Source organism: Corallococcus aberystwythensis (assembly GCF_003612165.1).
GTDB lineage: Bacteria > Myxococcota > Myxococcia > Myxococcales > Myxococcaceae > Corallococcus > Corallococcus aberystwythensis.
Genome location: NZ_RAWK01000217.1, coordinates 1 through 17758 on the forward strand (window position 1 = coordinate 1; position 17758 = coordinate 17758).

Annotated in this window: 19 protein-coding genes; 14 read left to right on the forward strand and 5 right to left on the reverse strand. The window is 70.7% G+C overall.

The annotated features are described in order from the left end of the window. The first annotated feature begins 141 nt into the window (after positions 1 to 141). From D7W81_RS29630 to D7W81_RS29675, 10 genes are all read left to right on the forward strand, one after another. Positions 142 to 1557, forward strand: coding sequence for a hypothetical protein (locus tag D7W81_RS29630; RefSeq protein WP_120558757.1), 1416 nt, complete (start codon positions 142 to 144; stop codon positions 1555 to 1557). Positions 1558 to 1590: 33 nt separating this feature from the next. Beyond that, positions 1591 to 2433, forward strand: a complete 843-nt coding sequence (locus tag D7W81_RS29635) for a GIN domain-containing protein (protein ID WP_120558758.1) — start codon at positions 1591 to 1593, stop codon at positions 2431 to 2433. A 48-nt stretch (positions 2434 to 2481) separates the two neighbouring features. After that, entirely contained in the window at positions 2482 to 3489 is a 1008-nt protein-coding gene (locus tag D7W81_RS29640) for a zinc-dependent alcohol dehydrogenase family protein (protein ID WP_120558759.1), read from the forward strand. A 95-nt stretch (positions 3490 to 3584) separates the two neighbouring features. Continuing rightward, a complete protein-coding gene (locus D7W81_RS29645; RefSeq protein WP_120558773.1) occupies positions 3585 to 4220 on the forward strand; it encodes a DUF1360 domain-containing protein in 636 nt (211 codons plus the stop codon). Positions 4221 to 4272: 52 nt separating this feature from the next. Beyond that, positions 4273 to 5691, forward strand: a complete 1419-nt coding sequence (locus tag D7W81_RS29650) for a DUF2079 domain-containing protein (protein ID WP_244227514.1) — start codon at positions 4273 to 4275, stop codon at positions 5689 to 5691. Between the two features lie 47 nt (positions 5692 to 5738). Continuing rightward, positions 5739 to 7148, forward strand: coding sequence for a S41 family peptidase (locus D7W81_RS29655; protein ID WP_158621720.1), 1410 nt, complete (start codon positions 5739 to 5741; stop codon positions 7146 to 7148). A gap of 157 nt (positions 7149 to 7305) precedes the next feature. Then, entirely contained in the window at positions 7306 to 7641 is a 336-nt protein-coding gene (locus D7W81_RS29660) for an HPF/RaiA family ribosome-associated protein (protein ID WP_120558762.1), read from the forward strand. 120 nt (positions 7642 to 7761) lie between these two features. Next, on the forward strand, positions 7762 to 8361 hold the full coding sequence (locus tag D7W81_RS29665) for a thioredoxin domain-containing protein (protein ID WP_120558763.1): 600 nt from the start codon (positions 7762 to 7764) through the stop codon (positions 8359 to 8361). A 136-nt stretch (positions 8362 to 8497) separates the two neighbouring features. Then, positions 8498 to 9583, forward strand: a complete 1086-nt coding sequence (locus tag D7W81_RS29670; RefSeq protein ID WP_120558774.1) for an aldo/keto reductase — start codon at positions 8498 to 8500, stop codon at positions 9581 to 9583. A gap of 81 nt (positions 9584 to 9664) precedes the next feature. Beyond that, on the forward strand, positions 9665 to 10015 hold the full coding sequence (locus D7W81_RS29675; RefSeq protein WP_120558764.1) for a type II toxin-antitoxin system Phd/YefM family antitoxin: 351 nt from the start codon (positions 9665 to 9667) through the stop codon (positions 10013 to 10015). Here the strand turns inward: D7W81_RS29675 and D7W81_RS29680 are convergent. Further along, positions 9939 to 10211, reverse strand: a complete 273-nt coding sequence (locus tag D7W81_RS29680; RefSeq protein WP_120558765.1) for a type II toxin-antitoxin system RelE family toxin — start codon at positions 10209 to 10211, stop codon at positions 9939 to 9941. The two genes, D7W81_RS29675 and D7W81_RS29680, sit on opposite strands and share 77 nt — an antisense overlap. Positions 10212 to 10480: 269 nt before the next feature. On the opposite strand from D7W81_RS29680, the gene D7W81_RS29685 reads away from it, so the two are divergent. Genes D7W81_RS29685 through D7W81_RS29700 form a run of 4 tightly spaced genes read left to right on the forward strand, consistent with a single transcriptional unit; the run spans position 10481 to position 13282 of the window. Next, a complete protein-coding gene (locus tag D7W81_RS29685) occupies positions 10481 to 12046 on the forward strand; it encodes an AgmX/PglI C-terminal domain-containing protein (protein WP_147445662.1) in 1566 nt (521 codons plus the stop codon). 56 nt (positions 12047 to 12102) lie between these two features. Beyond that, positions 12103 to 12453 carry an ArsR/SmtB family transcription factor gene (locus D7W81_RS29690; protein WP_120558767.1) on the forward strand — a complete coding sequence of 117 codons (351 nt, stop codon included), beginning with the start codon at positions 12103 to 12105 and terminating at the stop codon, positions 12451 to 12453. Further along, the gene (locus D7W81_RS29695) at positions 12450 to 12947 is read left to right on the forward strand and encodes an SRPBCC family protein (protein ID WP_120558768.1); all 498 of its coding nucleotides are present in this window, start codon (positions 12450 to 12452) and stop codon (positions 12945 to 12947) included. Before D7W81_RS29690 ends, D7W81_RS29695 begins: the two co-directional genes overlap by 4 nt. Before the next feature lie 8 nt (positions 12948 to 12955). Next, positions 12956 to 13282, forward strand: a complete 327-nt coding sequence (locus D7W81_RS29700; protein WP_120558769.1) for a hypothetical protein — start codon at positions 12956 to 12958, stop codon at positions 13280 to 13282. Here D7W81_RS29700 and pdxA read toward each other — a convergent pair. The 4 genes from pdxA to D7W81_RS29720 all read right to left on the reverse strand — a co-directional run bounded on the left by pdxA (position 13194) and on the right by D7W81_RS29720 (position 17481). After that, on the reverse strand, positions 13194 to 14255 hold the full coding sequence (gene pdxA / locus D7W81_RS29705) for a 4-hydroxythreonine-4-phosphate dehydrogenase PdxA (protein WP_244227515.1): 1062 nt from the start codon (positions 14253 to 14255) through the stop codon (positions 13194 to 13196). The two genes, D7W81_RS29700 and pdxA, sit on opposite strands and share 89 nt — an antisense overlap. After that, positions 14252 to 15223 (reverse strand): peptidylprolyl isomerase, encoded by a 972-nt coding sequence (locus D7W81_RS29710; RefSeq protein ID WP_120558770.1) that lies wholly within the window; start codon positions 15221 to 15223, stop codon positions 14252 to 14254. The genes pdxA and D7W81_RS29710 overlap by 4 nt, the downstream gene beginning before the upstream one ends. A gap of 65 nt (positions 15224 to 15288) precedes the next feature. Further along, positions 15289 to 16284, reverse strand: a complete 996-nt coding sequence (locus tag D7W81_RS29715) for a peptidylprolyl isomerase (protein ID WP_120558771.1) — start codon at positions 16282 to 16284, stop codon at positions 15289 to 15291. A gap of 177 nt (positions 16285 to 16461) precedes the next feature. After that, positions 16462 to 17481, reverse strand: coding sequence for an alpha/beta fold hydrolase (locus D7W81_RS29720; protein WP_120558772.1), 1020 nt, complete (start codon positions 17479 to 17481; stop codon positions 16462 to 16464). Positions 17482 to 17758: the final 277 nt, after the last annotated feature.

Here is a 17758-nt window from a genome sequence, read left to right on the forward strand (position 1 = left end):
GACGGGACGGGCGCATGGGGGAAGCGTAGCGGCCGGGGGCGCCGGGCACCGGGTTTCGGAAGGGGCGAAGACGGGCAGGTGACAGTTCTGGAAGGCACCGGTGTTCCCTTCGCCGAATCCCTTTTGAGGAAGGTCCAGGCGATGAAGCGCAACGTCGCGGTGTGTGTCGGGGTGATGGTCGCGGTGGCGGCGGGAGCGGCCGGAGCCGAGGAGCGGACGGAAGGCACCGCCGTTTCGGAGCCGCATCCGGCTCCCGTGCAGGAAGCACCGCCTCCGGGGGCCGTCGCGGTTCCACTCCCGGCGCTGTCCCCCGCGCCCCTCGTGGAGGCCGCGACGGGCGGTGAGCCCGCTCGGGCCGCCACCGTGGCCCAGCGCACGGACACGGAGGAGATTCGTGTCCCGGTGGTGCTGATGGCCATGCCGCACGTGAGCACCGCGGGCACGGCCACGGAGCGGGTGGTGACCACGTTCGCGCTCGGTGCGCTGGGCACGCATGCGAAGCGGGTGGACGGCATCGCGCTGTCGCTGGGCGCGAACTGGGTGGGCGAGCTGTCCGGCGCGCAGCTCACGCTCGGAGCCAACGTGGTGCGCGGCCCCGCGTCCGGCGCGCAGTTCGCCGTGGGTGGCAACGTCGTCACGGGGGACCTGGAGGGCCTCCAGTCCGCGGTGGGCCTCAACGTGGTGAAGGGCACGGCGGCGGCGGGCCAGTTCGCCGTGGGCGGCAACGTGGTGGGCGGCGCGCTGTCCGGTGGACAGTTCTCCGTGGGCGCGAACATCGCGGGCTCGGGCGGCGTGGGCGGCCAGTTCACGGTGGGCGCGAACATCGCGACCGCGCCGCTCAAGGGCGTGCAGGCCGCGGCCGGCGCCAACCTCGCCCCGTCCATGTCGGGCCTCCAGGCGTCCGCGGGCTTCAACTACGCGGGCCGGATGGAGGGTGCGCAGCTGTCGCTGCTCAACGTGGGCGGAGACGTGTCCGGCGCGCAGGTGGGGCTGGTCAACATCGCGGGGAAGGCGGACGGCCTCCAGCTGGGGTTGATCAACGTCGCGCGCGAATCCCAGGGCGAGGCGCTGGGCCTGCTCAGCTTCATTGGCAACGGTCAGGCCAACGTGCAGGTGTGGGCCAGCGACCTCGCGTACACCAACGTCGCGGTGAAGTTCGGCGGCCGGCACTTCCACACGCTGCTGACGCTGGGCTTCAACCCGGGCACGGACACACACCGCCGCCGCTACGTGGCCGGCATGGGCTTCGGTGCGCACATCCCCACGGGGCCATTGTTCTTCGACCTGGACGTCATTGGCAGCAGCGTCCACGCCGACAACCTCTTCCGCGATGGCGACGGCCTGAATGTGCTGGGACAGTTGCGGCTGGTGGCGGGCTGGCAGGTGGCGAAGCGGTTCGCGCTCATCGGCGGCGTCACCGGCAACACGCTCGTGACCTGGGACAACGGGGACCGATGGGAAGAGCTGGGCATCGGGCCGGAGTGGCGCAGCGTCTCCGACGGGGGCCGCACCACCGTGCGCGTGTGGCCGGGCGTCCTGCTGGGCGTGCAGCTCTAACGAGGCATTCGATTCGAAGTCCGGGAGGGAATCATGTGGAACCGTTTGGGGTGGGCCGTGCTGGGCGCGGGGCTGATGTCCGGCTGCTACTTCACCGATGAGCTGCAGGGCGACGGCAACACCGTCACGGAAGCGCGCGCGGCGGCGGACTTCCTCACCGTGGAGAACCGGGGCTCGATGGAGGTGGTGATTCGCGAGGGCGAGGTGCCGGACGTGAAGGTCACGCTGGATGAGAACCTCCAGCACCGCGTGCGCACCTTCGTGTCCCCGGGCAACACGCTCATCATCGAGACGGACGGTTCGTTCGCGCCGCGGGGCCCGGCGCGGGTGGAGGTCCTGGTGCCGCGCATGGTGGGCGCGACGCAGGACGGCTCCGGTTCCCTGCGCGTGGAGGGCTTCGAGCACGTGAAGGAGGACGTGCGGCTCGTGGCGAAGGGCTCCGGCTCGCTGAGCTTCTGCGGCGGCGTGCGCACCCTGGATGCGAAGCTCAGCGGCTCCGGAGACATGGAGCTGTGCACGGCGGGCGAAGGCCTGGCCGAGTGGGTGGACCTGTCCCAGACCGGCTCCGGTGATCTGAAGTGGGCAGGGGCCGCGAAGCAGGTGCGCGCCCGCACGGATGGCTCCGGCTTCATGACGCTCACGGGAGTCACCAACCGGCTCGAGGCCTGGCTGGACGGCAGCGGTGGCATCGGGGCCCCGGGCCTCCGGGCCGTGGACGTGAACCTCACGTCGCGGGGCTCGGGCACCATGGCCGCGTACGTGGATGGGGGCGGAGCGGCCATCACGCTCGACTCGTCAGGGAACGTGGACCTGTACGGCCACGCGCAGTCGACCCAGGTGCGGGTCAACGGCAGCGGCCGGGTCAACTGGCACTGACCAGATTGTCCTCGTCACCCGCGGACAACGCGGGTGGGGAGGCAGGCCATGGCGGGGACCCAACGGGCGATGGTGCTCCACGCACCCGGACAGCCCTTGAGGATGGAGACGCGGCCCATCCCGGAGCCCGGGCCGGAGCAGGTGCTGTTGAAGGTGCATGCCTGCGCGGTGTGCCGCACCGACCTGCACGTGGTGGATGGAGAGCTGACGCGCCCGAAGCTGCCGCTGGTGCCGGGCCACGAAATCGTGGCCACGGTGGTGGGGACGGGCGCGCGGGTGGAGGGCTTCGCTCCAGGAAAGCGCGTGGGCGTGCCGTGGCTGGGGTGGAGCTGCGGGCAGTGCCGCTTCTGCCGCTCCGGCCGGGAGAACCTCTGCGACACGGCGCGCTTCACCGGCTACGACCTGGACGGCGGCTTCGCGGAGTACACCGTCGCGGATGCGCGCTTCTGCTTCCCGCTGCCGGCGGCCTGTCGCGACGTGGAGGCCGCGCCGCTGATGTGCGCGGGGCTCATTGGCTTCCGCGCGCTGCGCATGGCGGGAGAGGGCCAGCGGCTGGGGCTGTATGGCTTTGGCGCCGCCGCGCACATCCTCATCCAGGTGGCCCGGCACCAGGGGCGCCGCGTGTATGCCTTCACGCGCGAGGGCGACGCGAAGGGCCAGGCGTTCGCGCGCGAGCTGGGCGCGCAGTGGGCGGGAGGCTCGGACACGCCACCGCCGGAGCCGCTGGACGCGGCCATCCTCTTCGCGCCCGTGGGCGCGCTGGTCCCCGCCGCGCTCAGGGCCGTGGACAAGGGCGGCGTGGTGGTGTGCGGCGGCATCCACATGAGTGACATCCCGTCCTTCCCCTATTCGGTGTTGTGGGAGGAGCGGCAGGTGCGCTCGGTGGCGAACCTCACGCGCCAGGACGCGATGGACTTCCTGGCGCTGGCGCCGCGCGTGCCCGTGCGGACGGAGGTCCAGGCGTTTCCCCTGTCCGCCGCGAACGAGGCGCTCCAGGCCCTGCGCGAAGGACGTGTGCGCGGGGCCGCGGTCCTGGACATGACGGCGGTGGGGTAGGGCCGCGCTGGGGCGAGTGCCCGCGCGCCTGTCCGCCTGGATGCTTGAGGCCAGGGGGAATGCACAGCTTTCGCGGCACGGAGGCTGTGCATCTCATGAAAGCGCTTCAGGAGACGGGACCGTTCGAAGGGTATGACTCGGAGAAGACCCATCCGCTGGGCTCGTACGCCATCTTGCTGGGGACCTTCAGCACGACGGTGCTGGGCTTCCTGGGCTGGATGGGGGCGTCGGGACGGAGCCTCCCCGAGCGGTTCAGTGGCCCCGACCTCGCGCTGCTTGGCGCCGCCACGCACGTCGTCACCCGGGTGGTGGCGGCGGACAAGGTCACGGCGGTGGTGCGCGCCCCGTTCACGCGGTTCAAGGGCAACGCCAGCGCGGGCGAGGTGAGTGAGCAGGCGCGTGGCACGGGGTTCCGTCGCGTGATGGGCGAGCTCGTGGACTGCCCCTTCTGCCTGAGCCCCTGGGTGGCCGCGTCCTTCCTCATCTCCGCCACGCTGCGTCCCCGGGAGACGCGCTTCGTGGCCTCCATCTTCGCCCTGAGCGGCGCGTCCTTCTACCTTCACCGGGCCTATGAATGGCTGGGCGAAAGTCTGCACCGCACCCGTTCGCAGGCGCAGATGCTGGCGAAGCGTCAGCAGCGTGAGGCCGACGCCGAGTCCGACGTCCAGCTGCCCGGGCGGGGACCGCAGGTCGTGGAGCCCGGCCGCGCCCCCATCCCGTCGCCGAGCTGACTGACAGTCATCGCGTCCCCGGCGGATGCGCGCTAGAAGCCGCGCGTCCGCGATGAACGCTCCGGTCCGACAGCGTGGGTGGGGCCTGCTCGTGCTGCCGGGCCTGGTGCTGCTCTGGCTCGGGCTCGTCGTGGTGCCGGTGTGGCTCCAGGCCGCGCGCCTTTGCTTCGCGAGCTACGACCTGGGCATCTACACCCAGGCCCTGGCGCGGCTGTCCTTCCACGACCCGAACCCCTGGCTCAGCGTCCGGCAGGTCCATGTGTTCGCGGACCACTTCGACCCGGTGCTGTGGCTGGCCCGTCCGTGGGTGGCGGTGCTGCCCGCGAAGTGGGCGGGGCTCGTGGCGGAAGGGGGCTTCGTCCTGCTGTCGCTCGCGCCGCTGGTGTGGCTTCAGGCGCGGGGGCTGTTGGACCGGGCCTCCACCGCGCTCCTGGGCGCGCTGCTGTTGTTCAACCCCGGCACGACGGCCGCGCTCACCTTTCCCATCCATCCCACGACGTGGGCGGTGCTGTCGTGGGCGTGGCTCGCGGTGGCGTACGGCCTCAAGCGCACGGGGTGGATGCTGGGCGCGCTGGTGTTGCTGTTCGCGTGCAAGGAGGAGTTCCCCTTCGTGGGCCTGGTGCTCGCCGGAGGGCTGTGGCTGCGCGGCGAGCGGCGGGCCGCGCTGGCGGTGTTCGCGCTGTCCGCGGCATGGCTCGCGTTCGTGTTCCTGGGCCGCGCGGGGTGGCTGGGGCAGACGGTGGACTACCGCTCACGGCTGCTGCCGGAACCCGGGCAGGGGTGGGGCGCGTACCTGCGCGAGCGGCTTGCCGGAAAGCAGCTGTCGCGGATCGGCACGTTGCTGGTGGCCTTCGTTCCCTTGAGCCTCTGGGCATGGCGCCGCAAGTGGAGGCCGGATCCGCTGTGGCTGGCGCTGCTCCTGCCCATGCTGGCCATCCGCTTCACGGGCATGGCGTGGCGGTTCCAGTACGGCGCGCCCCTCATGGCCGCTGTCGTGATGGTGTTCCTGCCGCTCTTGCGTCAGCACCGTCCACCGGCCTGGGTGCTGGTGACGACGGGGCTGCTGCTCTACACGACCAACGACAACACCGCGCGCGCCGCGTGGCGCACCGTCTTCACGCCGGAGGTCTTCCCTGCGCACTGTCCGGCCACGGGCCCGCGCCTCGCGAGCGTCCAGCATGCGCTGGAGGTCCTTGATGCAAACCCGGGCGGCAGGGTGCTGCTGGAAGGCAACCTCGTCGCGGAGGTGGGCGCGCGGGACGACGTCTTCGCGGTGGGCGGGCCGCAGTCCGACGACCTCGTCTACGACCAGGTGCTGGTGGAGAAGCCGCCCCTGGGCAGCAGCTGGCCGCTGTCTCCCGGACGCATGGAGGCGCTCATCAAGATATGGCGCTCGGGGCCGGACACGCAGGTGCTCATCGACGACGCGCACGTCTTCCTCGCGCGAGGCCGCTTCACCGCCAGTCGCTGAGCATCGCAGCAGGGCAATGGCGAGAAGGGCCGTATCGTAGTCCAGGCATGCATCTCTTCCTTCTGGTGGGCGGTCTGCTGACGGCGGCGCCCGCTTCCCCCTATCTGGACTCGCGGACCACGGGCGCCGCGTACTGCTACGACCCGGCGAGCCCCGTGCTGCGCGAGGCCTTCCGCCGCCCCAAGCCCACGCCCGACACGCGCGTGGACAGCGCCGCGCTGGCGGAGGACGTGCGCTTCCTGCACCAGCTCCTGCGCACCACGTACTCCGGGTGGCCGGAGCTGCTCGCGCACCGCACGTTTGATCCGGATGCCTTCTTCCAGGACTGGAGCGCCAAGGTCGCCGCGTCCGGGCCCACCGTGTCCTTCCAGGACGGTGTGCTCGCCCCGACCCTCGCGGTCCGCGAGGCGCTGACGGACAACCACTTCGGTCCCTCCGGCCTCTTGAGCCTGCTGCGCGAGGAGCCACGGCTCGCCTTCCGCGAGTACCAGGCTGATGCGCCCCCAGGGCTCGCGCTTGCGTCCTGTGACGCGAACAGCGTGACGGGCGCGCAGGTGGACACGCTGCGGGTGGCGCCGGTGCTGAAGCCGGATGGCTCGCGGGGGCAGCGGCTCACCGTGTCCGCTCGAGGCGGAGGTGATGCGCGGACGCTCCGGTGCGGCGACACGTCCCTGCCGCTCAAGGTCCGGCCCCCGCGCCCGGCACGGGAGTCCGTGCCAAAGGACATCTACGCCTACGAGCCGAAGGGCGACGTGGGCATCATCACCCTCCGCCGCTTCTCCGGCCCACCGGAAGCGGAGGCCGGGCTGCGCCAGTTCGTCGCGGACGCGCCGAAGCACCGCAAGCACAAGCTGCTGGTGTTCGACCTGCGCGGCAACAGCGGCGGCAACGACGGCTACGTGTACGAATGGCTGGACGCGATGGTGCGCGGGCCGTGGTTCGCTGCCGGAGAGGTGTGGATGCACGGCGCCTTCTATCCGTGCTTCGAATGGAACTCGCGCGTGCAGCGGCAGGCGATGGATGGACGGCTGGACACGCCGGAAGCCAAAGCGGAGCGCGAAGCCATCCAAGCGAAGTGGCCCGTGAAGCCGGAGCCCTCGCGCCCCGTGTTCGACAGCGGCCGCGTGGAGGGCCACGCGAAGACGCCGTTCACGGGGCGCATCGTGGTGCTGGTGGACCGGGACTCCGCGTCGTCGGGAGAGAGCGGCGCGTACGCCCTGCACCGGGCCACCGGCGCACCGATGGTGGGCGAGCGGACGGGAGGCTTCCTCACCTACGGCAACGCGCCCAGCTTCGTCCTTCCGCGCACGGGTTTCGCGTGGGTGGTGCCCACCAAGCGCAACTACTTCGACGCCCCGGTGGAGGGCGTGGGACACGCGGTGCAGGTGTACCTGGACGCGGAGGAGTTGGGGCGGCCGGTGACGGAGCTGCTGCCCCGCTTGCGCAAGCTGCCGTGAGTCAACGTGCCCCACGCACCGGGGCGCGTGTCCCGTCGTGCCCCAGGAAAAGGGGGCCGTTATAGGTGTTTCCGTGGGCTCCAGCCGCTGGCCGGGCCCATGCAATGCCTTGAATCCACACCGGCTCCAGAGCACGGAGCCCTACCCGAGGCGGACGATGAAGCGCGCACTGCGAATCACCTACCGGGGCATGGAGACGAGCAACACCCTCAACGAGCACATCCGCGATCAGGCGGACAAGCTGGAGCAGTTCTTCGACGGCATCACCGGCTGCAACGTGGTGGTGGAGGAACCGCACCGGCACCACGCGCAAGGACATCACTTCCACGTCCGCGTGGAGCTGCACGTGCCGGGCAGGGACATCATCGCGGACCGGGAACCGGCGGAGCCCTCGGCCCACGCGGACGCCTACCAGGCCGTCACCGACGCCTTCGAGGCCGCGCGGCGCCAGCTGCAGCACCATGCGGACCGCCAGCACGCGCACCACCGCTGAGCTTCGCGAGAGGGCCGTTGCCGCACGCTGGACATTGACCCGGCCCTGGAGGGCGCGACACCGCCACGGCCGGAGCCGCTAGCGTCACGGGGGACGGACACCTCCCGGGAGTCGCTCGGAATGAAGGCACCTTCCCCCCGCGGCTGGCTCAGGGTCGCGGGAGCGCTGTGGCTGGGTGGAATCGGCACGGGCGTCGCGGCGCTGGCGCGGTACTCGCTCACGCCCGGGGCCACGCCCGTGACGGTGGCGGCGTGGCCGGAGGGAACGCGGCTGGCGCGTCACGCCGGACGTCCGGTGCTGGTGATGCTCGCGCATCCGAAGTGCACCTGCACGCGGGCGAGCCTGGCGGAGCTGGCGGAGCTGATGGCGCACGGAGGCGGGCGCGCGGACGCCTTCGTCCTGTTCCTGCGTCCGGAGGGACTGGAGGACGGCTGGGAGCAGGGCGACCTGTGGCGCACGGCCGCGAGCATCCCGGGCGTCACGGTGCTGAGCGACCCGGAGGGCCTGGACGCGAAGCGCTTCGGCGCGACGACCTCCGGGCACGTGGTGCTCTACGGCGCGGACGGGCGTCTGCGCTTCAGCGGCGGCATCACGGTGGCGCGCGGACACGTGGGTGACAGCCCGGGACGCGAGGCGCTGGAGCGCGTGCTGCGCGAGGACAGCGAGGGCGGCGGCACGCCGGTGTATGGCTGCGCGCTGGAGGAACCCCGGGAGGGTTGAGGCACGCCGGTGTCCGCTGGAGATCGGATGGGCGCGGGAGCGTGTCTGGCGTTGGACGTCCGGGGCAGGCGCGGTTGGCGCGGTGAAGGCGTCTGGGATTGGCTCCGCGCTCTTCATTCACGGGGGAATCCATTCCATGTCGCTCGACCACTACGTCACCCTGGGCCGCTCGGGCCTGCGCGTCAGCCCCTTCTGCCTGGGCGCCATGACGTTCGGCGAGGACCTGGGCTGGGGCAGCAGCGTGGAGACGTCCAACGCCATCATGGACCGCTTCATCGAGCGGGGCGGGAACTTCATCGACACGGCGAACGTGTACACGTTCGGGCACGCGGAGAAGATCATCGGGGAGCACATCGGGAAGCACCCGGCGAAGCGCGACCGGGTGGTGATTGCCACGAAGTTCTTCGGCAACCTCTTCGAGAGGGATCCAAACGGCGGCGGCGCGGGGCGCAAGTCGGTGATGGCGGCGTGCGATGAATCGCTGCGCAGGTTGCAGACGGACTACATCGACCTGTACTGGATGCACGCCTGGGACGCGAACACGCCCATCGAGGAGACGATGCGAGCGCTGGACGACCTGGTGCGCTCCGGCAAGGTCCGCTACGTGGGCTTCTCCGACACGCCGGCGTGGAAGGTGGCGCAGGCGCAGGTGACGGCGTACTTCCGGGGTTGGGCGCCGCTGGTGGCGTTGCAGATTGAGTACTCGCTGCTGGAGCGCACGGTGGAAGGCGAGCTCATCCCGATGGCGCGGGAGCTGGGGCTGGGCGTGACGCCGTGGTCGCCGCTGCGCAGCGGGGTGTTGAGCGGCAAGTACACGCGGGAGAACGCGGGCAAGCAGAAGGCGGACCGGGGCGCGTGGGCGGAGGCGTCGCTCAACGAGAAGACCTACAGGCTCATCGACGTGCTCCAGCGCGTGGCGAAGGAGCAGAACTCCACGGTGGCGCGAGTGTCGCTGGCCTGGGTGCAGGGCCGGCCGGGCGTGGCCTCCACCATCCTGGGCGCACGCACGCTGGAGCAGCTGGACAACAACCTGGGCGCGCTGGACGTGAAGCTCACGCCCGAACAGGTGAAGGCGCTGGATGACGAATCCCAGCCCACGCTCGACTTCCCGGCGGCCTTCCTCCAGGGAGCGCCGTCCTTCATGCACGCGGGCCTGCGCGTGAACGGAGTCCAGGCCCCGCCCAGCAACCTGATGCCCAAGCCGGGCGCCCCTCGGTACTGAGGCCTGCGCGCAGGGCCAGGAGCGCCGTGTCGGTGCGTTCCGTATGATATGTACGGAACGTACGTTTCTTGAGGAACGGCCATGATGGAAGTCAGCATCACCGAAGCGCGCGACGATCTGGCGGAGCTGCTCAACCGTGCGGCCTACGGCAAGGAGCGGCTCGTGCTGACCCGGCACGGCAAGAAGCTGGTCGCGGTGATTCCCTTCGAGGACCTGCAAGCGCTGGAGGCGCTGGAGGACCGGCGGGACATCCAGAAGGCGGATGCCGCGCGCCGTGAGGCGGAGGGACAGCCGCGCGTCGCGTGGAAGCAGGTGAAGGCGGAGCTGGGGCTCGCGAAGAAGGCGAAGAAACCGGCTAGCGGTAGATCTCCCGCCAGTGGCCCAGCTCGACGATCAACACCACGAGCCGGCCGTCCTCGACCTGGTAGATGACGCGGTAGTCGCCAACGCGGATCCGCAGGTAGTCGCTCCCCTTGAGCTTCTCCGCACCCATGGGCCGGGGCTCCGTGGCCAGGGCGTCGATCCGCTTCGCGATGCGGCGCTGATGGACCGGATCCACCGTCGCGAGCTGCTTCACGGCGGTCTGGAGGAATTCGACCGTATAGGTGGCGGTGGGCTTCGTGCTCATTGCGGGACCGGTGGTCCCGGACGGTCTACCGCCCGCACCTGACATGGCGGGTCGGGTGGTGGAAACCCCGGCCCTGTCGGCACACCGGCGTACAGTGTGGAGTGCGAGGCCGTACGTTTCGGGCCTCGTTCACGGGCAAATGACCGCTGAAGCGTTCACGGCTGGACGCTCGCGGTGGCGCGAACCGGGGGCGTCCCTAACATCGGCCCCCTGGCAGTCAGTCGGGTGGTCGAGCGGTCTGGCGCGGTACGGGCGGCGGGGAGGGTGGCGTGAGCGAGCTACTGACGGGTGATGTGTCTTCGCGGGCGCAGGTGGGCGGTTCGGACTTCTCCCGCGACCCCGAGACCTTCGATGCCGAGCTGGATGCGTGCCTGGACCTCGCGCTCTCCACCGAGCCTTCTGAAGACGACGACATCGTGCCGGAGTCCTTCGCGACCGGCCCGCTGCGCACGCTGCTCGACCTGGCCTCGACGGAAGAGTCCTGGATGCAGTCGCTGCCGCCTCCGTCCAACGACAACACGGAGCCGCAGCTCACGCTGTCCGCCGAAGCCGCGAACTTCGTCATCCCGGAGTGGCTGCGCGCGGAGGAGTCAAAGCAGGAGGCCTCCTGTGGCGCCGTGACGTCGTGGAGCCCCGCGGCGCCGTCGCCCGCCTGGGCCACGCCCGGCTCTCCCGCTGAAGCCTACGCGCCGCAGCCGTGGATGCCGTACGCCCCCGAGGCGCCCGAGCCTCCTCCGCCCGCCATCGCCGATGCGTCCACGCGCATCCTCGGCATGAGCCCCATGTCCTTCGTCAGCGCCGTGGCCATGGGCGCGCTCGCCGCGGGCCTCCTCGTCGTCGCGGGCCTGCGCCTGACGTCGAAGGATGATCCGCGGGCCGTGCAGCCTGCTCCGCAAGCGCAGGCCCTGGCCGGTACCGTCACGGGCGCTCCGCAGCGCGTCGTGGGCATGCAGGCCGGCGCTCCGGGCACGCAGGGCGTCGCGGCGGCTCAACAGGGCACTTCGGCCGCGCAGGCCGGCGCTCCGTCCTTCATGGGCACGCAGGCCCACCTCGGCGCGCCCGGCACGCCGGACTTCTCGCAGTCCATCGCGGGCGCCGTGAACACGCCCGCGCTGACGGATGCGCAGCGCGCCGCGCAGGCCCTCACGCCGAACACGCCCGTCCTCGCGGGCCCCGCGAGCGCGGGTCTGACCACCGGCCTGCACACGCTGGCTCCGGACCCCACGCCGTCCACGCAGTCCGCGCCGGTGACGAAGAAGAAGGCCCCCGTGGCCCAGCGCGCGGCCACGCTCGAAGCGCCCGAGGACACCGGCGAGGTCCGCGAGATGTCCTTTGGCGGAGAGATCTCCGAAGAGGAGCTGGCCCAGGCCCGTCAGGCCGCCGCCGAAGCCGAGGCCGAGGAGGCCGCGCAGCCGGGGTCCGAGTTCGACGAGGACTTCGCCCGCGAGATGGGCTTCACCGACGAAGCGGAGTCCCCGGAGGCCTCCGCCCGGAAGCAGGCCCAGGAGAAGACCGTCTACGTCCCGCCCGCGCCGACCTCCGAGCGCGAGAGCCTCACGCCCTCGGACGTCACCAACGTGGTCGTCACGAACCAGCCCGCCATCGCCGCCTGCGTCCAGAACTTCAAGGCCGGCACCGCCCTGGAGAACGGCGGCCGCTTCCAGATGCGCTGGTCCGTGGACACCGCCGGCACCGTGTCCGGCGTGGCCATGGAGACCGAGGCCCTGAAGGGTTCCCCGCTCGCCGGCTGCATCGAGGACCAGGTGCGCGGCTGGAAATTCCCTGTGCACCGCGTCGCCATGAACGCCCCCGTGCGCTTCCCCTTCGTCTTCTAGTCCGCCCGGAAGGCACTGGACAGGCTAAACATTCACGGATATGTATATACACGTCCATGAATGTTGACGTCTTCCAGACCCTGGCCGACCCCACGCGCCGCCGCATCGTCGAGGCGCTGAAGGGCGGTGAGCTGGCGGTGAATGACCTGGTGGCCCGGGTGGACATCCAGCAGTCGGGTGTCTCCCGTCACCTGGGGATCCTCCAGGAGGCGGGCTTCGTGCAGGTCCGCGCCGAGGGCACGAAGCGGCTGTATTCGCTGCGTCCGGAGCCCTTTCAGGAGCTCGATGCCTGGGTCACCGGGTATCGCGGCCTCTGGGAGGCGCGGCTCGACCGGTTCGGTCAGGCGCTCGAGCGAAGACGGAAGGCACGCATGGCCAACCCCAAGCCCGAGGAAGAGCCCCCATGACGACGACCCAGACCGAAACCCCGAAGCGCGGCACCGTCACCTTCGACCGGACCTACCCCGCGACGCTCGAAGAGGTGTGGGAGCTGTGGACGACGAAGGACGGCTTCGAGTCCTGGTGGGGCCCGGAGGGCTTCTCCGTGAAGGTGCACGAGCTCGACGCGCGCCCGGGCGGCCTGCTGCGCTACGACATGATCGCCAGCGCGCCGGAGCAGATCGCCTTCATGAAGCAGGCGGGCATGCCGCTCGCCACCCCGAGCAGCCTGACGTACACGGAGCTGACGCCCCAGAGCCGGCTCGCGTACCGGCACGCGGTGGACTTCATCCCCGGCGTCGCGCCGTACAACGTCTCCTCGGTGGTGGAGCTCCGCGCGGAAGGTGGGAACGTGCGGATGACCGTGACCATCGACACCATGCACAGCGAGGAGTGGACGAAGCGGACGTCCATGGGCTGGGAGAGCCAGCTCCGCAAGCTCGACAAGCGGTTCCAGCGTTAGATTGGGGCATGGCCGCGGAGGACCCAGACCCCATCGAGTTGCACCTGTGTCACCGTTGCCTGATGCGGCTGCCGGTGGATGCGGGCGGGGTGGACCTTCCGCGCCGCGTCCGCGAAGCCCTCAAGGCCCACGGCCTGGCGGGCAGGACGCAGCTCATCCCCGCGTCCTGTCTGGGTCACTGCCCCACGGGGAAGGTCACCGTGCTCGTCGTCCCCGACGCCACGGCGCGGGGGACACACGCGAAGCTCATCGACCCGAAGGAGGACGGCGAGGACCTGGCGCGGCACCTGGAGGCGAAGCTCGCCCGGGGCCCGTCGAAAGCCGGGCTGCCTTGAGCAGCGCCTCCATCATGGGCACGCAGCTGGCGGTCCCGGTGCCGGCAATCGCATAGGCGGTGCCGTGGTCCGGCGACGTGCGCGGCACGGGCAGGCCCAGCGTCACGTTCACCGTGCGCTCGAAGTCCAGCGCCTTGGCCGGGATGAGTCCCTGGTCGTGGTACATGGCCAGCACCACGTCGTACTTCGCGCCCACCTCGTCGGGCCGGGCGAACAGGCCGTCCGCGGGGATGGGCCCGTGCGCATCCACCCGCTTCGCCCGGGCGGCGCGGATGGCGGGGCCAATCACCTCCACCTCCTCGCGCCCCAGCATCCCGCCCTCGCCCGCATGCGGGTTGAGCCCCAGCACGGCGATGCGCGGCTTGCGGCCCACCACCGGTTGCAGGCTGCGCGACAGGAGCTGGAGCTGCGCCACCAGCTTCTCCACCGTCAGCAGCTTCGGCAGCTCGGAGATGGGGACGTGGTTCGTCGCCAGCGCGATGCGCACGCGCGGCCCGTCCATCATCATGAGCACGTCCACGCCGAACGCGTCCGCCAGCACCTCCGTGTGGCCCATGAAGGGGATGCCCGCGCGGGAGATTTCTTCCTTCGACACGGGCGCGGTGCACAGCGCGTCCACCGTCCCCGCGCGCATCGCGTCGATGGCGGCCCGCACGTACGCGTACTGCGCCTTGCCACCCTCGCGCGTGGGCTTGCCCGGCACGCGGTGCTTCTCCGGGAGGCGCGTCACCTCCACCACCGCCGGCCCCACCGTGCGGCCCAGCTCCTCCAGGGCGACGCGCGGGAAGCGGCGGAAGAGGGGGAAGCCGTCCAGCGTGGGGCCATCGCCGAACACCACCGGCACCAGCGCGCGGCGCACCGAGGGCTTCGCCAGCGCCAGGGCCGTCACCTCCGGCCCGATGCCCGACACGTCCCCCAGCGAGATGCCCACGCGGGGCAGCGCGTCCGCCGTGGTCACCGGGGACGGGCTCACATCTTCACTTCGACGTTGGCCTTCGAGCGCAGCTCCTGGACGTACTGGTCCAGGAACTTCTCCGTCTTGTCGTTGAGGAGCTTGGACTCCAGCTTGGGCTTCATCTCCTCGTAGGAGGCCACGGACACGTTGCGGCGCTCCTCCACCTTCAGGATGTGCCAGCCGAAGTTGGTGCGGATGGGCTCGCTCACCTCGCCCTGCTTGAGGTTGAAGGCGGCCTTCTCGAAGGCGGGCACCATCACGCCGCGCTTGAAGTAGCCCAGGTCGCCACCGTCGGACGCGCTGGGGCCCTCGCTGCGGGCGCGCGCCAGGGCGGAGAAGTCCATGCCCGGCCGGCGGGCCTCCTGCGCGATGCCCTCCGCCTTCTGCTTCGCGGCGGCCACCTGCTCCGGCGTGGCCTTGGCGTCCACCTGCACCAGGATGTGGCGGGCGTGCACCTCCACGTCCTCGCCCTCCATGCGCGTGTACTGCGTGTAGGCGGCCTTCAGGTCCTCCTCGGTGACCTTCACCTTGGGGCCCACCTTCATGCGCAGGAGCTTGTCGCGCACCACGCGCTTGCGCAGCATGTCCTTGTAGCTGGCGAGCGTGAAGCCCTCGTTCTTGAGCAGCTGCTCGAACTGGGTGATGTCGCTGACGTTGTTCTGCTTGAGCACGTCCTGCACCAGCTCATCCACCTCCGCCTCGGTGGTGGTGATGCCCAGCTGCGCGACCTCCGCCTCCATCAGCTTCTCGCCGATGAGCGTGTCCAGCGCGGTCTTCATCAGCTGCGCGCGGGCCTCGGCGCGCTTGTGCGGATCAATCTCGGAGTTCGCGCGCTGGAGCTCCGGCGCGGCGCGCTGCTGCACCTCCGACAGCGGGATGACGTCGCGGTTCACCACCGCCGCCACCTTGTCCACCAGCTCCGCGCGGGCGGAGGTCCCCCCCGCCAGGAGCATCACCGCCGCCAGGAACGCCACCAGGTTCTTCATCGCAACGACCCTCTTGAACACCATGACACCGGCCGGGCCAACCCGCTGGCCCCCGGAAAAGTCCTTCACTTCGCCGCCTGCGGCGCCGGCCGCCCGCGGATGGTCTGCAGCGTGGCCTCGTTCACCACCACCTGGGCCTTGTCGCGAAGCTCCTTCTCGAAGGCCTCCTGCGCCGCCGCCCGCTTGGCCTCCAACAGCCGCCCCTCCACCTTCGAGCGCACCTCCGCCAGCTCCCGCTTCCTCGGCGCCCTGCGCTCCAGCACCTTGAACAGGTGGTAGCCGTACTCCGTGGACACCACGTCCGAAACCTGCCCCACCCCCAGCCGGAATACCACCTCGTCGAAGGCCGGCGGCATCTGTCCCCGGGGGAAGAAGCCCAGGTCGCCCCCCACCTTGGCGTCCGCGCTGAGCGAGTAGCGCCGCGCGAGGTCGGAGAACTTCTTGCCCGCCTTGAGCTGCACCTGGAGCTTGCGCGCCTCGTCCAACCCCTTCACCACCATCTGCGCCGCGTGGACCTCCTCCGGCTCCTGGAAGTCCGCCTCGTGCGCCGCGTAGTACGCGCGCAGCTCCTCCTCCGTCACCGCCACGCGCGAATAGACGTGGTTCGTGAAGAGCTTCTCGATGGTGAGCCGGCTCGCCTCGCGCGCGCGCAGCTCCGCCATGGACAGCTGCCCCTGGGCGAGCACCTCATTGAAGTTGCCCGCCGGGTAGTCACCGGACAGCCGCAGCACGCCCCGGTCCACCTCTTCGGGCGTCACGGCGATGTTGTTCTGCTTCGCGGCCTGGAGCAGCAGCATCCGCTTCACCAGTGTGTCCACGAGCGCCCGCTTGAAGGGCTCCACCTCTTCGGGCGTGGGCTCCGGGCCCTCCGTGGTGGCCAGCTCCCGCGCCAGCTCCTGTTCGAAGTCCGTCCGGCTGAGCGACTCGCCGTTCACGGTCGCCACCACCGTGGGGTCCGGCCCCTCCTGGGCCTGCGGCCGGCAGCCCGTCAGCCCCAGGACTCCGAGGGCGAGGGCAGCGGACCACGACAACAGGGAGGCGCGGAAGGAAGCGGGACGCATGCGCGAGGGCCTCGGGGGAGGGGACAGGGGACCTTCCACGGTGGTGCCGGGCCGCCGGGCTTTCAAGCGGGACGTCATGGCCGGGGTGGGAAGCGAACGGATGGGCCCATGGAGCGGCCTTCCGGGTAGCACGCCGGGCGGGCCCGGACAACCGGCGCCCCTGGAGGGAGGGGCGCCCTAGAGCGGGGTGGCGTTGGAGGACAGGAAGGCCTCCACCTGGGGAAAGATTTCGTCCGGCGCCTTGCGGCCCAGGATGAGGTCCGCGTGGCCGTAGTCCGCCGCGAAGCCGTGGCCCCGGCCCGCGACCAGCATCTTCACCGGGCCACCCAGGTGCTCCTTCGCCCGGGCCACCGCCAGCGGCGGCGCGAGCAGGTCCCGGCTGCCGGCGATGAGCAGGAAGGGAATCCGCACCCCGGCGAGCGGCTCGCGGTAGTCGAAGCTCCCATCAAAGGTGGTGAACTGACTGGTGGTGATCCACCGGGCGAACTGCCGCCCCACGCCCCCGGCCACGTCCGCGGGCACGTTGGCCAGCGCCCAGCGCACCACCTGCGGATCCATGTTGTCCGCCAGCATCATGTACCGGGTGAGCGGCCCTGGGGGCGCCCCGAAGAAGGCGATGCTGGTGACACGCCGGGTGGGGATGACCTTGAGCTTGAGCACGGGCTCGACCCGCTGAACGAACGCCCGCAGGCCCGGCTGCACCGCGAAGGTGAAGGGCGCGCCCAGGGACACCGCCGCCTTCACCGGCGCCTGGGGGTTGCGGGCCAGGTGGGCGTAGAGCATCAGACCGCCCTTGGAGTGGCCCACCCAGAGGACCTGTTGGGCACCGGTGGACATCACAGTGCGCAAAGCCGTTCTCACATCGTGTTCTGCCTGATCATCAAAATTCCAGTCCGCGCAGGCCCCGGCCAGGCCCCGGCCGCGCAGTTCGATGACCCAGGTTTCGAACCCCGCCCGAGCCAGGTAGCGCGCCAGGCTGTACTGCTCGTTGAAGTCCATGTGGAAGCGGTTGGCTCCCAGCCCATGGCACAGGAGGACAGGCTCCGCGAACCGGCGCTCGCCCCGAGGGTGATAGCGCCCCAGTGCGATGGCCGCCCCGTCGTCCGTGGGCACCCGGTACAGCTCGTCCGGCTTGAAGCTGAGGGTCAGCAACCCCTCCTTGCTCCGCTCGACCGCCTTGGTGAAGAGGTCCGCCATCCGGCTCAACCGGGGTGCTGGTGCCTGTCGTGATGTCACGCCTTCATTCTACGCCCGACGCCGGGCCGATGCCGGAGTGTCGCTGGCGGACTTTCCCGGCACGGCAAGACAGTTGCAGGGAATGTAAGTCCATCGCGGGGAGGTCGTGGAAATGGGGCAGGGCCGGGGGTTCAGGGAAGCGTTGTCGTCCTTCATCGCCACAGTTTTTCCCACAGACACACTGTTGGGAGCCTTGAAGGTGATGGAACAGCATCACGTGCAGGTGGTGGGGGTGGTG

Coding starts and splice junctions, on each gene's coding strand:
- D7W81_RS29690 (WP_120558767.1), top strand. CDS start 12,103: ATGAATGTTGACGTCTTCCAGACCCTGGCCGACCCCACGCGCCGCCGC.
- D7W81_RS29635 (WP_120558758.1), top strand. CDS start 1,591: ATGTGGAACCGTTTGGGGTGGGCCGTGCTGGGCGCGGGGCTGATGTCC.
- D7W81_RS29715 (WP_120558771.1), bottom strand. CDS start 16,284: ATGCGTCCCGCTTCCTTCCGCGCCTCCCTGTTGTCGTGGTCCGCTGCC.
- D7W81_RS29720 (WP_120558772.1), bottom strand. CDS start 17,481: ATGGCGGACCTCTTCACCAAGGCGGTCGAGCGGAGCAAGGAGGGGTTG.
- D7W81_RS29680 (WP_120558765.1), bottom strand. CDS start 10,211: ATGAGCACGAAGCCCACCGCCACCTATACGGTCGAATTCCTCCAGACC.
- D7W81_RS29710 (WP_120558770.1), bottom strand. CDS start 15,223: ATGAAGAACCTGGTGGCGTTCCTGGCGGCGGTGATGCTCCTGGCGGGG.
- D7W81_RS29655 (WP_158621720.1), top strand. CDS start 5,739: ATGCATCTCTTCCTTCTGGTGGGCGGTCTGCTGACGGCGGCGCCCGCT.
- D7W81_RS29700 (WP_120558769.1), top strand. CDS start 12,956: ATGGCCGCGGAGGACCCAGACCCCATCGAGTTGCACCTGTGTCACCGT.
- D7W81_RS29650 (WP_244227514.1), top strand. CDS start 4,273: ATGAACGCTCCGGTCCGACAGCGTGGGTGGGGCCTGCTCGTGCTGCCG.
- D7W81_RS29695 (WP_120558768.1), top strand. CDS start 12,450: ATGACGACGACCCAGACCGAAACCCCGAAGCGCGGCACCGTCACCTTC.
- D7W81_RS29670 (WP_120558774.1), top strand. CDS start 8,498: ATGTCGCTCGACCACTACGTCACCCTGGGCCGCTCGGGCCTGCGCGTC.
- D7W81_RS29660 (WP_120558762.1), top strand. CDS start 7,306: ATGAAGCGCGCACTGCGAATCACCTACCGGGGCATGGAGACGAGCAAC.
- D7W81_RS29675 (WP_120558764.1), top strand. CDS start 9,665: ATGATGGAAGTCAGCATCACCGAAGCGCGCGACGATCTGGCGGAGCTG.
- D7W81_RS29630 (WP_120558757.1), top strand. CDS start 142: ATGAAGCGCAACGTCGCGGTGTGTGTCGGGGTGATGGTCGCGGTGGCG.
- D7W81_RS29665 (WP_120558763.1), top strand. CDS start 7,762: ATGAAGGCACCTTCCCCCCGCGGCTGGCTCAGGGTCGCGGGAGCGCTG.
- D7W81_RS29645 (WP_120558773.1), top strand. CDS start 3,585: ATGAAAGCGCTTCAGGAGACGGGACCGTTCGAAGGGTATGACTCGGAG.
- D7W81_RS29640 (WP_120558759.1), top strand. CDS start 2,482: ATGGCGGGGACCCAACGGGCGATGGTGCTCCACGCACCCGGACAGCCC.